Genomic DNA, 14,645 nt, shown 5'->3' on the forward strand with positions numbered 1-14,645 from the left:
GGCGGGGTGATAGGTTTTTCGTATTTCGCCCTGCATGCATAAGCGAATATTGTGTAGAAAGTGTTTCACAAAGGGTTACAGACGGCGCCTGCCAGAGCTGTAGGTAATGTAGTAAGTTAGGCCGGTGAATATCATGCGAAGCGCGCGCCAGTAGCGGAGCTTGCTTCAGAGGGTAGTTAATTGAACGATATGGCAAAGAATCTGATCCTGTGGTTGATCATCGCGGCTGTCCTGGTGACGGTGATGAACAACTTCTCCAGCCCTAACGAGCCGCAGACCCTCAACTATTCCGACTTCATCCAGCAGGTCAAGGATGGCAAGGTCGAGCGCGTGGCCGTCGACGGCTACGTGATTACCGGCAAGCGCAACGATGGCGACAGCTTCAAGACCATTCGTCCGGCAATCCAGGACAATGGCCTGATCGGCGATCTGGTCGACAATCACGTTGTGGTCGAAGGCAAGCAGCCTGAGCAGCAAAGCATCTGGACCCAGCTTCTGGTAGCCAGCTTCCCGATCCTGGTGATCATCGCGGTGTTCATGTTCTTCATGCGCCAGATGCAGGGCGGTGCGGGCGGCAAGGGCGGGCCGATGAGCTTTGGCAAGAGCAAGGCGCGTCTGCTGTCCGAAGATCAGGTGAAAACCACCCTGGCTGACGTTGCCGGTTGCGACGAAGCCAAGGAAGAAGTTGGTGAGCTGGTCGAGTTCCTCCGTGATCCGGGCAAGTTCCAGCGCCTGGGCGGTCGCATTCCTCGCGGCGTGCTGATGGTTGGTCCTCCGGGCACCGGTAAAACCTTGCTGGCCAAAGCGATTGCCGGCGAAGCCAAGGTGCCGTTCTTCACCATCTCCGGTTCCGACTTCGTCGAAATGTTCGTCGGTGTCGGTGCAAGCCGTGTTCGCGATATGTTCGAACAGGCCAAGAAGCACGCACCCTGCATTATCTTCATCGACGAGATCGACGCCGTTGGTCGCCATCGTGGCGCCGGCATGGGTGGCGGTCACGACGAGCGCGAGCAGACTCTCAACCAGTTGCTGGTGGAGATGGACGGCTTCGAAATGAATGACGGCATCATCGTCATCGCTGCAACCAACCGTCCTGACGTGCTGGACCCGGCGCTGCTGCGTCCGGGCCGTTTCGACCGTCAGGTAGTGGTCGGTCTGCCGGACATCCGTGGTCGCGAGCAGATCCTCAAGGTGCACATGCGTAAAGTGCCAATGGGTGACGACGTTGCTCCGGCCGTTATTGCGCGTGGTACTCCGGGCTTCTCCGGTGCTGACCTGGCCAACCTGGTCAACGAGGCTTCGCTGTTCGCTGCCCGTGCCGGCAAGCGCATCGTCGAGATGAAGGAATTCGAACTGGCCAAAGACAAGATCATGATGGGCGCCGAGCGCAAATCCATGGTCATGTCCGAGAAAGAAAAGCAGAACACTGCCTACCACGAAGCGGGTCACGCTATCGTCGGTCGCGTTGTGCCCGAGCATGATCCGGTCTACAAGGTGTCGATCATCCCGCGCGGTCGTGCGTTGGGTGTGACAATGTTCCTGCCGGAAGAAGATCGTTACAGCCTGTCCAAGCGCGCGCTGATCAGCCAGATCTGCTCGCTGTACGGCGGCCGTATCGCTGAGGAAATGACCCTGGGCTTCGACGGTGTGACCACTGGCGCCTCCAACGACATCATGCGTGCCAGCCAGATTGCACGGAACATGGTGACCAAGTGGGGCCTGTCTGAAAAACTCGGTCCGTTGATGTATGCGGAAGAAGAGGGCGAGGTGTTCCTCGGTCGTGGTGGTGGCGGTCAGAACGCTAGTTTCTCGGGCGAAACGGCCAAGCTGATCGACTCGGAAGTGCGCAGCATCATCGATCAGTGCTACGGCACCGCCAAGCAGATCCTGACCGACAATCGTGACAAGCTCGATGCCATGGCAGATGCCTTGATGAAGTACGAGACGATCGATGCTGAACAGATCGACGACATCATGGCGGGTCGCACGCCTCGCGAACCTCGTGACTGGTCGGGCGGCACCGGCACTGGCACGCCTCCTCCGGTGGTTCAGGATGAGCGTCCGGAAACACCGATTGGCGGTCCGGCTGCTGACGTTTAAGGTTTGAAATGACTTCTGTACAGTCCCTGACCCGGTTGCCTTGCGGCAACCGGGTTCTTGATTTGGCCCGGACGCATGTCATGGGCATTCTCAATGTCACTCCCGATTCCTTCTCCGATGGTGGCCGATACAGCCAGCTTGATGCGGCCCTGCGTCATGCCGAGGCAATGGTGTTGGCCGGTGCGACGCTGATCGATGTTGGAGGAGAGTCAACCCGTCCTGGCGCTCGTGCGGTTTCTCCACTCGAGGAGCTTGAGCGAGTGGCGCCGATCGTCGAGCTGATCAATCGCGAACTCGATGTGATCATTTCGGTCGATACATCCACTCCGGCTGTCATGCGGGAAACTGCGCGTCTGGGGGCGGGCCTGATCAATGATGTGCGTTCGTTGCAGCGTGACGGTGCACTGGATGCCGCTGCGGCCACCGGATTGCCAGTCTGCCTGATGCATATGCTGGGAGAGCCCGGCAACATGCAGGACAATCCGCACTATCAGGATGTGACTCGTGAAGTGGGGGAGTTTCTCGCCGAGCGTATGGAGCGATGCGCCTCGGTCGGCATACCCGCCGAACGGATCATCCTCGATCCTGGCTTCGGTTTCGCCAAAACCCTTCAGCACAATCTAAGCTTGTTCAGGCACATGGAAGCCCTCCATGCATTGGGGCGACCTCTGCTGGTGGGCGTTTCGCGAAAAAGCATGATCGGACAGGCCCTGAACCGCCCGGTGGGCGAACGTCTGTACGGTGGTCTGGCCCTGGCCGCACTGGCATCGGTCAAAGGCGCACGTATATTGCGCGTCCATGATGTGGCAGAAACGGTGGATGTCGTGCGCATGATCGCGGCCGTGGAATCAGCCGAATAAGAATGATGGAGCACTTATGAGCAAGAAATACTTTGGTACCGACGGCATTCGTGGTCGTGTCGGTGAATACCCGATTACTCCTGACTTCATGCTCAAGCTCGGCTGGGCTGCGGGTATGGCATTCCGAAAAATGGGTGCCTGCAAGGTGCTCGTCGGCAAGGACACGCGAATTTCCGGCTACATGTTCGAATCGGCGCTGGAAGCCGGCCTGACATCGGCAGGCGCCGATGTCATGTTGCTCGGCCCAATGCCGACGCCTGCCATTGCTTATCTGGCGCGTACCTTCCAGGCTGAAGCCGGTATCGTGATCAGTGCTTCGCACAACCCGCACGATGACAATGGCATCAAGTTTTTCTCCGGCAGGGGCACCAAATTGCCGGACGAGCTCGAACTGATGATCGAGGAGTTGCTCGATACGCCAATGACCGTTGTCGAGTCGAGCAAGATCGGCAAGGTATCGCGAATCAACGATGCCTCCGGCCGCTACATCGAGTTCTGCAAAAGCAGTGTGCCGACCAACACCAGTTTTGCCGGTCTCAAGATCGTGATCGATTGTGCGCACGGGGCAACCTATAAAGTCGCGCCGAGCGTATTCCGCGAGCTGGGTGCCGAGGTCGTCGTGCTGTCCGCGCAACCGAACGGGCTGAACATTAACGACAACTGCGGCTCCACTCATATGGGGCCGTTGCAGGCGGCGGTGCTTGCCGAGCACGCTGATCTGGGGATCGCGTTCGATGGCGACGGTGACCGCGTGCTAATGGTCGACCATACCGGTGCGATAGTCGATGGTGACGAGCTGATCTTCATTATTGCCCGTGACCTGCATGAGCGTGGCAAATTGCAGGGTGGCGTGGTCGGCACGCTGATGAGCAATCTTGGTCTGGAGCTGGCTCTGGCGGATCTGGGTATTCCTTTCGTGCGTGCGAACGTCGGCGACCGTTATGTGATTGCCGAATTGCTGGAGCGTAACTGGCAGGTTGGTGGCGAGAACTCGGGGCATGTCGTCTGCTTCAATCACACCACGACAGGTGACGCGATCATCGCGGCCCTGCAGGTGTTGATGGCGCTGAAAGCCCGAAACGAAGGTCTGGCGCAAACCCGTCAGGCGTTGCGCAAGTGCCCTCAGGTGTTGATCAATGTCCGTTTCGGCGGTGGCGACAGTCCGCTCGATCACCCGGCTGTCAAGGAAGCCAGCAAGCGTGTGACCGAGGCAATGGCGGGGCGTGGGCGTGTGCTTTTGCGCAAGTCCGGGACGGAGCCTCTGGTGCGTGTCATGGTCGAAGGCGAGGACGAAACCCAGGTTCGCAGCTATGCCGAAGAACTGGCAAAACTGGTAACTGAAGTTTCTGCCTGATACGGCTTGCCAGCCATGATTGTGTTGGGTAACATCTGCGCCCACTTTGACCGACGAGGTACAGCATGCGTCGCCCTATGGTAGCTGGTAACTGGAAGATGCACGGTACCCGCGCCAGCGTCGCTGAGCTGATCAATGGCCTTCGTCATCTGGCCTTGCCAAGCGGTGTTGATGTCGCGGTATTCCCGCCTTGCCTGCATATCAATCAAGTGATTGATGGCTTGAAAGGAAAGTCGATTTCGGTCGGCGCGCAGAATTCTGCGGTGGAATCGATGCAGGGTGCGTTGACCGGTGAAATTGCACCGAGTCAGTTGGTGGATGCAGGTTGTTCCCTGGTGCTTGTCGGGCACTCCGAACGCCGCCAGATCATGGGCGAGCGAGACGGAATGCTGAATCGCAAGTTCGCAGCGGCACAGGCATGTGGCTTGATTCCGGTGTTGTGTGTAGGGGAAACCCTGGAGCAGCGCGAAGCCGGAAAGACTCTTGAGGTTGTCGGGCGTCAGCTGGGCAGTATCATCGAGGAGCTGGGTGTAGGTGCTTTTGCCAATGCAGTGATCGCTTACGAGCCGGTCTGGGCCATTGGTACCGGGCTGACTGCAACGCCGCAGCAGGCTCAGGATGTGCATAAAGCCATTCGCGAGCAGTTGGCGGCAGAGAATTCTGAAGTCGCGCGAAATGTGCGGCTTCTATACGGCGGCAGCGTGAAGGCGGCCAATGCGGTCGAACTGTTCGGCATGCCGGATATCGATGGGGGGCTCATTGGTGGAGCTTTCCTGAATGCAGATGAGTTCGGTGCGATCTGTCGCGCCGCGGAAACTGAAAAAATGCTGGAAACAGTCGTAGTCGTTTTTCATCTGCTGGGTGCATTGGGCGTAGTTGCTCTGGTTTTGCTGCAGCAGGGTAAGGGTGCGGACGCTGGCGCGTCTTTCGGAGCAGGTGCTTCAAATACTGTGTTCGGAAGCCAAGGTTCCTCTACCTTTCTTAGTAAGTTTACTGCTATACTTGCCGCCGGTTTCTTCATAACCAGCTTGGGGTTAGGATACTTTGCTAAAGAGAAGGCTCATCAGCTGACTCAAGCAGGTTTGCCAAATCCGGCAGTGTTGGAAGTTCCAAAGCAACAACCGGCTTCTGATGATGTACCGGTGCTTCAAGAGCAAAAGTCGGCTACTCCAGCGACTGACGTGCCTCCAGCTCAAGAGCAGAAGTAAGAAGGGTTTCAAACGTAGTATTGCCGAGGTGGTGGAATTGGTAGACACGCAACCTTGAGGTGGTTGTGCCCATAGGGTGTAGGGGTTCGAGTCCCCTTCTCGGTACCAATTAGTCAGGAGAGCCCGCTGTTGCGGGCTTTCTTGCAGGTGGAAGGTTACATTGACCCTGTCAGGGATCGGTCGTATACTTCCGCCCCAGCTTTGTCGCGGGGTGGAGCAGTCTGGTAGCTCGTCGGGCTCATAACCCGAAGGTCGTCGGTTCAAATCCGGCCCCCGCAACCAGTTTAAGGAGCCCCTTTTAAGGGGCTTTTTGTTAGCTGGACACTTTCAACGCCGCTGTTCGACGGCGTTTCAAGGATGGGCGTTTCGCCCATTTTTTTATTTTGCAAAGCATGCACATACATGCACGAGGGGGTTCAGGTGTCGAGCAAGCTAGAAGAGTTGCAGGCCTTGCTGGCCCCGGTGGTCGTGGCCCTGGGCTATGAATGCTGGGGTATTGAGTTCTCGGCTCAAGGTCGTCACTCAATGTTGCGCGTTTATATCGATAAGGAAGGCGGCGTGCTGGTGGACGATTGCGCCATCGTCAGCCGTCAGATCAGCGGTGTGCTGGATGTTGAAGATCCCATTTCCGTTGAATACACCCTTGAAGTTTCCTCGCCTGGCATGGAACGCCCACTGTTCACTCTTGAGCAGTTTGCCAAATTTGCCGGTGAACAAGTAAAGATCAGGTTGCGCTCGCCTTTTGAAGGACGACGCAACTTTCAGGGCCTTCTGCGCGGTGTAGAAGAACAGGATGTTGTGGTGCAGGTAGATGACCATGAGTTCCTGTTGCCGATCGATATGATCGACAAGGCCAACATTATTCCCAGTTTTGACTGAGACGCGGATCCCGCGGATCCAATGGCTTGCGAAAGGCGAGGCGTACGATGAGCAAAGAAGTACTGCTGGTTGTTGAGTCGGTATCCAATGAAAAGGGCGTACCGGCAGGCGTAATTTTTGAAGCGCTGGAGCTGGCTCTGGCCACTGCTACCAAAAAGCGTTTTGAAGACGAAGTTGATCTGCGTGTGGAAATCAATCGCCACACCGGTTCTTACGAAACCTTCCGTCGCTGGACGGTCGTCGAAGAGAATGATCTCGATGATCCGGCCATCGAGACCTGGCCAAGCAAGGTTGCTGAAACGCATCCTGGTGCCAAGGTTGGTGACGTTGTCGAAGAAAAGATCGAATCCATCGAATTCGGCCGCATTGCTGCGCAGACCGCCAAGCAGGTCATCGTGCAGAAAGTGCGCGAAGCCGAGCGCGCTCAAGTGGTCGACGCTTATCGCGAGCGCCTGGGAGAAATCATCTCCGGCACCGTGAAGAAAGTGACCCGCGACAACGTGATCGTCGATCTGGGCAATAACGCTGAAGCGTTGCTGGCTCGTGAAGACATCATTTCTCGCGAAACCTTCCGTGTTGGCGTGCGTCTGCGTGCGCTGCTCAAGGAAATCCGCACCGAGAACCGTGGCCCGCAGCTGATTCTGTCGCGTACCGCACCGGAAATGCTGATCGAGCTGTTCCGTATCGAAGTGCCGGAAATCGCCGAAGGCCTCATCGAAGTCATGGCCGCTTCCCGTGATCCGGGTTCGCGCGCCAAGATCGCCGTCCGCTCCAAGGACAAGCGCATCGACCCGCAGGGCGCGTGCATCGGTATGCGCGGTTCGCGCGTCCAGGCCGTGTCGGGCGAGTTGGGTGGCGAGCGTGTCGACATCGTCCTGTGGGACGACAATCCGGCGCAGTTCGTGATCAATGCCATGTCGCCGGCAGAAGTGGCGGCCATCATCGTTGACGAAGATGCCCACGCCATGGACATCGCTGTTGGCGCAGACAATCTGGCTCAGGCCATCGGTCGTGGTGGTCAGAACGTGCGTCTGGCGAGCCAGCTGACTGGCTGGACCCTGAACGTGATGACCGAATCGGACATCCAGGCTAAGCAACAAGCGGAAACCGGCGACATCCTGCGCAACTTCATCGACGAGCTGGAAGTCGACGAAGAGCTGGCGCAGGTGCTGGTCGACGAAGGCTTCACCAGCCTGGAAGAGATTGCCTACGTACCGTTGGAAGAAATGCTCAACATCGACGGCTTTGACGAAGACATCGTCAACGAGCTTCGTGCTCGTGCCAAGGATCGCTTGTTGACCAAAGCCATCGCTACTGAGGAAAAGCTGGCAGACGCCCATCCGGCCGAAGACCTGCTCTCGCTTGAGGGTATGGACAAGGATTTGGCGATGGAGCTGGCGGTGCGCGGCGTAATTACCCGCGAAGACCTGGCCGAGCAGTCTATTGACGACCTGCTCGACATCGACGGCATTGACGATGATCGTGCCGGCAAGTTGATCATGGCCGCCCGAGCCCACTGGTTCGAGTAATTAGGCGCGGCCTGAGGAGAGAAATGCATGACGCAAGTCACGGTGAAACAACTGGCCGATGAGGTCAAAACACCGGTAGAGCGCCTGTTGCAGCAGATGCGTGAGGCAGGTCTGCCGCACACCGCCGCCGAAGAACATGTGACTGACAGTGAGAAGCAATCCCTGCTGACTCACTTGAAGAGCAGCCACAAGGCGAAAGTGGAAGAACCACGCAAGATCACGCTGCAGCGTAAAACCACCAGCACCCTGCGTGTGGCTGGCAGCAAAAGCATCAGCGTTGAAGTCCGCAAGAAGAAAGTTTTCGTACAGCGTAGCCCGGAAGAAATCGAAGCCGAGCGCAAGCGTGAACTGGATGAGCGTCGCGCAGTAGAAAATGCTGCCCGTCAAAAGGCTGAAGAAGAAGCCCGCGTTCGCGCCGAAGAAGAAGCGCGTCGCCAGCCTGCTGCTGTACCGACCGTTTCTGCCGAGCCTGTTGCTGCGCCTGCGCCAGCCGCTGAACCCGTGCGCGAAGCCGCGCCGGTTGTAGCTGCTGCGCCGGCTGCCGACACTCGCAAGCGTGACGAACAGCGCCGTCCGGACAAGCCACGTGCCGACGACAACAATCGTCGTGGCGGCGGCGATGGCGAGCGCAAAAACGCTCCGCACCGCGCTTCGGTCAAGGAAAAGGCACCGGCGCCACGTGTGGCACCACGCACTACCGACGAAGAAAGCGATGGCTTCCGTCGCGGCGGTCGCGGAAAGGCCAAGCTGAAGAAACGCAACGCCCACGGTTTCCAGAGCCCGACCGGCCCTGTCGTGCGTGAAGTGAAGATCGGCGAGACCATCACTGTTGGCGATCTCGCTCAGCAGATGTCGGTGAAGGCTGCTGAAATCATCAAGTTCATGTTCAAACTGGGTACTCCAGCGACCATCAACCAGGTGCTTGATCAGGAAACTGCTCAGCTGGTAGCCGAAGAACTGGGCCACAAAGTGACCCTGGTCAGCGACACCGCCCTGGAAGATTCCCTGGCCGAGTCCCTGAAGTTTGAAGGTGAGGCTGTTCCTCGTGCGCCGGTTGTGACCGTAATGGGTCACGTTGACCACGGTAAGACCTCGCTGCTCGACTACATCCGTCGTGCGAAGGTAGCCGCTGGCGAAGCCGGTGGTATCACCCAGCACATCGGTGCCTACCACGTTGAAACCGAACGCGGCATGGTCACCTTCCTCGACACCCCGGGTCACGCCGCGTTTACCGCAATGCGTGCCCGTGGTGCCAAGGCGACCGACATCGTGATCCTGGTGGTTGCGGCGGACGACGGCGTGATGCCACAAACCATCGAAGCTGTTCAGCATGCTCAGGCTGCTGGCGTTCCGCTGGTAGTTGCAGTGAACAAGATCGACAAGCCGGGCGCTGATCTCGATCGCATCCGTAGCGAACTGTCGGCCCACGGCGTGACCTCCGAAGACTGGGGTGGCGACACTCCATTCGTTCCGGTCTCGGCGAAAATGGGTACCGGCGTCGACGAACTGCTTGAAGCCGTATTGCTGCAAGCCGAAGTTCTCGAGCTGACTGCAACACCTTCGGCTCCTGGCCGTGGTGTCGTGGTTGAATCGCGTCTGGACAAGGGCCGTGGCCCGGTAGCGACTGTTCTGGTTCAGGACGGTACGCTGCGTCAAGGCGACATGGTGCTGGTCGGCTCGAACTACGGCCGCGTGCGCGCCATGCTCGACGAGAACGGCAAGCCGATCAAGGAAGCGGGCCCGGCCATTCCGGTCGAGATCCTCGGCCTGGACGGTACGCCTGATGCTGGCGACGAGATGAGCGTGGTTGCCGACGAGAAGAAAGCCCGTGAAGTGGCTCTGTTCCGTCAAGGCAAGTTCCGCGAAGTCAAACTGGCTCGCGCTCACGCCGGCAAGCTGGAAAATATCTTCGAAAGCATGGGTCAGGAAGAGAAGAAGACGCTCAACATCGTCCTCAAATCCGACGTCCGTGGTTCGCTGGAAGCACTGCAGGGCGCTCTGAACGGCCTGGGCAACGACGAAGTGCAAGTGCGCGTGGTCGGTGGCGGCGTCGGTGGTATCACCGAATCCGACGCCAACCTGGCACTGGCTTCCAACGCTGTACTGTTCGGCTTCAACGTGCGTGCCGATGCCGGCGCACGGAAGATCGTCGAGCAGGAAGGTCTGGACATGCGTTACTACAACGTGATCTACGACATCATCGAAGACGTCAAGAAAGCCCTGACCGGTATGCTTGGCAGCGATGTTCGCGAGAACATCCTCGGTGTGGCCGAAGTCCGTGACGTGTTCCGCTCGCCTAAGTTCGGCGCCATCGCCGGCTGCATGGTGATCGAGGGTACTGTTCACCGTAACCGTCCGATCCGTGTACTGCGTGAAGACATCGTGATCTTCGAAGGCGAGCTGGAATCCCTGCGCCGCTTCAAGGATGACGCTTCCGAAGTACGTGCCGGCATGGAATGCGGTATCGGCGTGAAGAGCTACAACGACGTCAAGGTCGGTGACAAGATCGAAGTCTTCGAGAAGGTTCAGGTTGCTCGCAGCCTCTGACTCGCGCACTTCAAGGGCCACGTCGGGCCGTCGCATGAAAATGCGCGGCACGGCGTCAGGACTCTAAACGCAACGCCCGGTCTGGCTTTTTGTCAGGCCGGGCGTTTGCCGCTTTCAGACCTTGCGGGTTTCACCGCAGGGCAGTAACAGGTAACAAATCATGGCAAAAGAATACAGCCGTACCCAACGTATCGGCGATCAGATGCAGCGCGAGCTGGCCCAGCTGATCCGTCGTGAAGTCAAAGATCCGCGTGTCGGCCTGGTCACCATTACCGCTGTCGATGTCAGCCGTGACGTTGGTCACGCGAAGATCTTCATCACCGTGATGGGGCAGGAAGGCGCTGCCGATATCGCACAGACCATCAAGGTGCTCAACGCTGCCGCCGGCTTCCTGCGCATGCAGCTGGGGCGCGAAATGAAACTGCGCAGCGTGCCGCAATTGCACTTCCACTACGACGAAAGTGTCGCACGTGGCGCGCACCTGTCGGCTCTGATCGAGCGCGCGGTGGCCGAAGACAGTCAGCACGAAACTGCTGCACCCGAAGACACCAAGGAGTAACTCGGTGGCTCAGGTCAAACGTATCCGTCGTAACGTCAGCGGCATCATCCTGCTCGACAAGCCGCTGGGGTTCACCTCCAACGCGGCGTTGCAGAAGGTTCGCTGGCTGCTCAATGCCGAGAAGGCCGGGCACACCGGCAGTCTCGACCCGCTGGCCACCGGTGTGCTGCCGTTGTGCTTTGGCGAGGCGACCAAGTTCTCGCAGTACCTGCTCGATTCCGACAAGGGTTACGAAACCCTGGCGCAACTGGGCAAGACCACCACCACGGCAGACGCCGAAGGCGAGGTTTTGCAGGAGCGTCCGGTGACCGTTGGTCAGGCCGACATTGAAGCGGTCCTGCCGAAATTTCGCGGTCAAATCAGTCAGATACCGCCGATGTACTCGGCTCTCAAGCGTGATGGCCAGCCGCTGTACAAGCTGGCCCGTGCAGGCGAAGTAGTGGAGCGCGAACCGCGTTCTGTTACTATTGCGCGCTTGGAATTGCTGGCCTTCGAAGGCGATACTGCGCGTCTTGCGGTGGATTGCAGCAAGGGCACCTATATTCGTACTCTGGTGGAGGATATCGGTGAGCAACTCGGTTGTGGTGCGTACGTCGCTGAATTGCGCCGTACCCAGGCCGGGCCTTTCACCCTGGCGCAGACCGTGACCCTCGAAGAGCTGGAAGCGGTACATGCCGAAGGCGGCAACGAAGCGGTCGACCGCTTCCTGATGCCATCGGACAGCGGCCTGCAGGATTGGCCACTGCTGCAGTTTTCGGAAGCGAGCGCGTTCTACTGGCTCAACGGCCAGCCGGTACGTGCCCCGGATGCTCCGAAGTTCGGCATGGTGCGGGTACAGGATCATAACGGTCGCTTCATCGGTATCGGTGAAGTGAGCGAAGACGGGCGCATCGCGCCGCGTCGACTGATTCGGTCAGAATGACCGAACGAGTGTGGCTGTTAACAGGCACGGTCACTACTCATTTATAGATACAGGGATTTGTCCCTGGCCTGTTGAAACCGTTTTTGTAACGGTTTCCTGATAAAAGGATTGCCTCATGGCTCTCGACGTTCAAGAAAAAGCCCAAATCGTAGCTGACTACCAGCAAGCTGTTGGTGACACTGGTTCGCCAGAAGTGCAAGTTGCACTGCTGACCGCCAACATCAACAAACTGCAAGGTCACTTCAAGGCCAACGGTAAAGACCACCACTCCCGTCGTGGTCTGATCCGCATGGTTAACCAGCGTCGCAAGCTGCTGGACTACCTGAAAGGCAAGGACCTGAGCCGTTACAGCGCTCTGATCGCTCGCCTGGGTCTGCGTCGCTAATCAGCGATTGCGCTAGAGGTTGGTTGTCTGTCGTGCGTCAACGGGTTTCCCGCTGGCGCATGGCAGGCTCCCAGCCTCAAGTTTTATCTGAACTACCGTTTTACCCGGACAATCAGCGGGCCGATTCCCGACGTTGCCCAAGAATTTCGCAAGAAACCAGTTCCCCCAAGAGCCACAAAGAAGGTAGGACACCGTGAACCCGGTAATCAAAAAATTCCAGTTCGGTCAGTCGACCGTTACCCTCGAGACTGGCCGTATCGCCCGTCAGGCCTCCGGCGCAGTATTGGTCACCGTTGACGACGACGTCAGCGTATTGGTGACCGTAGTCGGTGCCAAGCAAGCCGATCCGGGCAAGGGTTTCTTCCCTCTGTCCGTTCACTACCAGGAAAAGACTTACGCTGCCGGCAAGATCCCTGGCGGTTTCTTCAAGCGTGAAGGCCGTCCTTCCGAAAAAGAAACCCTGACTTCCCGACTGATCGACCGTCCGATCCGTCCGCTGTTCCCTGAAGGCTTCATGAACGAAGTGCAGGTTGTCTGCACCGTCGTTTCCACCAGCAAGAAGACCGATCCGGACATCGCTGCGATGATCGGTACCTCGGCTGCCCTGGCTATCTCGGGCATCCCGTTCGACGGTCCGATCGGCGCCGCCCGCGTTGCTTTCCACGAAAGCACCGGCTACCTGCTGAACCCGACCTACGAGCAGCAGGCTGCCTCGAGCCTGGACATGGTCGTTGCCGGTACTTCGGACGCCGTACTGATGGTTGAATCGGAAGCCAAAGAGCTGACCGAAGACCAGATGCTGGGCGCGGTACTGTTTGCTCACGACGAATTCCAGGTCGTGATCAACGCTGTTAAAGAACTGGCTGCCGAAGCAGCCAAGCCAACCTGGACCTGGGCGCCTGCTCCAGAAGCCACCGAGCTGCTGGCCGCCATCCGCTCCGAATTCGGCGAAGCGATCTCCCAGGCTTACACCATCACCATCAAGGCCGACCGTTATGCGCGTCTGGGCGAGCTGCGTGACCAGGTGGTTGCCAAGCTGTCCGGCGAAGAAGGCCAGCCTTCGGCTTCCGACGTCAAAGCCGCTTTCGGCGAAATCGAATACCGCACCGTTCGTGAAAACATCGTTAACGGCAAGCCACGTATCGACGGTCGCGACACCCGCACCGTACGTCCGCTGAACATCGAAGTCGGCGTTCTGCCGAAGACCCACGGTTCGGCACTGTTCACCCGTGGCGAAACCCAGGCTCTGGTCGTCGCGACGCTCGGCACCGCCCGTGACGCACAGCTGCTGGACACCCTGGAAGGCGAGAAAAAAGACCCGTTCATGCTGCACTACAACTTCCCTCCGTTCTCGGTGGGTGAGTGTGGTCGCATGGGTGGCGCCGGTCGTCGCGAAATCGGTCACGGCCGTCTCGCCCGTCGTTCGGTTTCGGCCATGCTGCCAGCCGCTGACGTGTTCCCGTACACCATCCGTGTGGTATCGGAAATCACCGAATCCAACGGTTCGAGCTCGATGGCTTCTGTTTGCGGCGCTTCCCTGGCCCTGATGGATGCTGGTGTTCCGATGAAGGCTCCGGTTGCCGGTATCGCCATGGGTCTGGTTAAAGAAGGCGAGAAATTCGCTGTTCTGACCGACATCCTGGGTGACGAAGACCACCTGGGCGACATGGACTTCAAAGTGGCCGGTACCGCCAAAGGCGTCACCGCGCTGCAGATGGACATCAAGATCAAGGGCATCACCGAAGAGATCATGGAAATCGCTCTGGGCCAGGCCCTGGAAGCGCGCCTGAACATCCTCGGCCAGATGAACCAGATCATCGGTCAGTCGCGTACCGAACTGTCGGCCAACGCTCCGACCATGATCGCGATGAAGATCGACACCGACAAGATCCGTGACGTTATCGGTAAAGGCGGCGCGACCATCCGTGCGATCTGCGAAGAAACCAAGGCTTCGATCGACATCGAAGACGACGGTTCGATCAAGATCTTCGGCGAAACCAAGGAAGCGGCTGAAGCAGCGCGTCAGCGCGTTCTGGGTATCACCGCAGAAGCCGAGATCGGCAAGATCTACGTCGGCAAGGTTGAGCGCATCGTCGACTTCGGCGCATTCGTCAACATCCTGCCGGGCAAGGACGGTCTGGTTCACATCTCGATGCTGAGCGACGCTCGCGTAGAGAAAGTGACCGACATCCTGAAAGAAGGCCAGGAAGTGGAAGTGCTGGTACTGGACGTGGACAACCGCGGCCGTATCAAGCTGTCCATCAAAGACGTGGCAGCGGCCAAGGCTTCGGGCGTTTAATCA

At 58.5% G+C, this 14,645-nt stretch carries 11 protein-coding genes, 2 tRNA genes and 1 pseudogene; all 14 read left to right on the forward strand.

Annotated features, from left to right (window positions below; all coding sequences use genetic code 11):
* The first annotated feature begins 189 nt into the window (after window positions 1–189).
* The 14 genes and pseudogenes from ftsH (at window position 190) to pnp (ending at window position 14,642) form a co-directional block, all read left to right on the forward strand.
* The gene (gene ftsH / locus R1A29_RS03445) at window positions 190–2,100 is read left to right on the forward strand and encodes an ATP-dependent zinc metalloprotease FtsH (RefSeq protein ID WP_085711849.1); all 1,911 of its coding nucleotides are present in this window, start codon (window positions 190–192) and stop codon (window positions 2,098–2,100) included.
* Between the two features lie 8 nt (window positions 2,101–2,108).
* A complete protein-coding gene (gene folP, locus R1A29_RS03450) occupies window positions 2,109–2,960 on the forward strand; it encodes a dihydropteroate synthase (protein WP_248744004.1) in 852 nt (283 codons plus the stop codon).
* A gap of 16 nt (window positions 2,961–2,976) precedes the next feature.
* Window positions 2,977–4,314 (forward strand): phosphoglucosamine mutase, encoded by a 1,338-nt coding sequence (gene glmM, locus R1A29_RS03455; protein ID WP_438300665.1) that lies wholly within the window; start codon window positions 2,977–2,979, stop codon window positions 4,312–4,314.
* A 65-nt stretch (window positions 4,315–4,379) separates the two neighbouring features.
* Window positions 4,380–5,126, forward strand: a pseudogene (gene tpiA / locus R1A29_RS03460) (triose-phosphate isomerase); the annotation flags it as partial.
* A 12-nt stretch (window positions 5,127–5,138) separates the two neighbouring features.
* Complete coding sequence (gene secG / locus R1A29_RS03465; protein WP_011332406.1) at window positions 5,139–5,522, forward strand: preprotein translocase subunit SecG; 384 nt, start codon at window positions 5,139–5,141, stop codon at window positions 5,520–5,522.
* 22 nt (window positions 5,523–5,544) lie between these two features.
* Window positions 5,545–5,630: transfer RNA gene (locus R1A29_RS03470), tRNA-Leu, on the forward strand.
* A 97-nt stretch (window positions 5,631–5,727) separates the two neighbouring features.
* A tRNA-Met gene (locus tag R1A29_RS03475) sits at window positions 5,728–5,804 on the forward strand.
* Between the two features lie 138 nt (window positions 5,805–5,942).
* The gene (gene rimP / locus R1A29_RS03480) at window positions 5,943–6,401 is read left to right on the forward strand and encodes a ribosome maturation factor RimP (RefSeq protein ID WP_065260004.1); all 459 of its coding nucleotides are present in this window, start codon (window positions 5,943–5,945) and stop codon (window positions 6,399–6,401) included.
* Window positions 6,402–6,448: 47 nt separating this feature from the next.
* A complete protein-coding gene (nusA, locus tag R1A29_RS03485) occupies window positions 6,449–7,930 on the forward strand; it encodes a transcription termination factor NusA (RefSeq protein WP_217831039.1) in 1,482 nt (493 codons plus the stop codon).
* Between the two features lie 27 nt (window positions 7,931–7,957).
* Complete coding sequence (infB, locus tag R1A29_RS03490) at window positions 7,958–10,477, forward strand: translation initiation factor IF-2 (protein ID WP_438300666.1); 2,520 nt, start codon at window positions 7,958–7,960, stop codon at window positions 10,475–10,477.
* A 160-nt stretch (window positions 10,478–10,637) separates the two neighbouring features.
* Window positions 10,638–11,036, forward strand: a complete 399-nt coding sequence (gene rbfA / locus R1A29_RS03495; RefSeq protein WP_119426654.1) for a 30S ribosome-binding factor RbfA — start codon at window positions 10,638–10,640, stop codon at window positions 11,034–11,036.
* A gap of 4 nt (window positions 11,037–11,040) precedes the next feature.
* Complete coding sequence (gene truB / locus R1A29_RS03500; RefSeq protein ID WP_007953739.1) at window positions 11,041–11,958, forward strand: tRNA pseudouridine(55) synthase TruB; 918 nt, start codon at window positions 11,041–11,043, stop codon at window positions 11,956–11,958.
* Window positions 11,959–12,073: 115 nt separating this feature from the next.
* The gene (gene rpsO, locus R1A29_RS03505) at window positions 12,074–12,343 is read left to right on the forward strand and encodes a 30S ribosomal protein S15 (RefSeq protein ID WP_085698397.1); all 270 of its coding nucleotides are present in this window, start codon (window positions 12,074–12,076) and stop codon (window positions 12,341–12,343) included.
* A gap of 193 nt (window positions 12,344–12,536) precedes the next feature.
* Entirely contained in the window at window positions 12,537–14,642 is a 2,106-nt protein-coding gene (pnp, locus tag R1A29_RS03510) for a polyribonucleotide nucleotidyltransferase (RefSeq protein ID WP_007953735.1), read from the forward strand.
* Window positions 14,643–14,645 lie beyond the last annotated feature (3 nt).

Origin of the sequence: Pseudomonas sp. NMS19W (assembly GCF_051554255.1) — a bacterium.
Taxonomy (GTDB): domain Bacteria; phylum Pseudomonadota; class Gammaproteobacteria; order Pseudomonadales; family Pseudomonadaceae; genus Aquipseudomonas; species Aquipseudomonas kribbensis.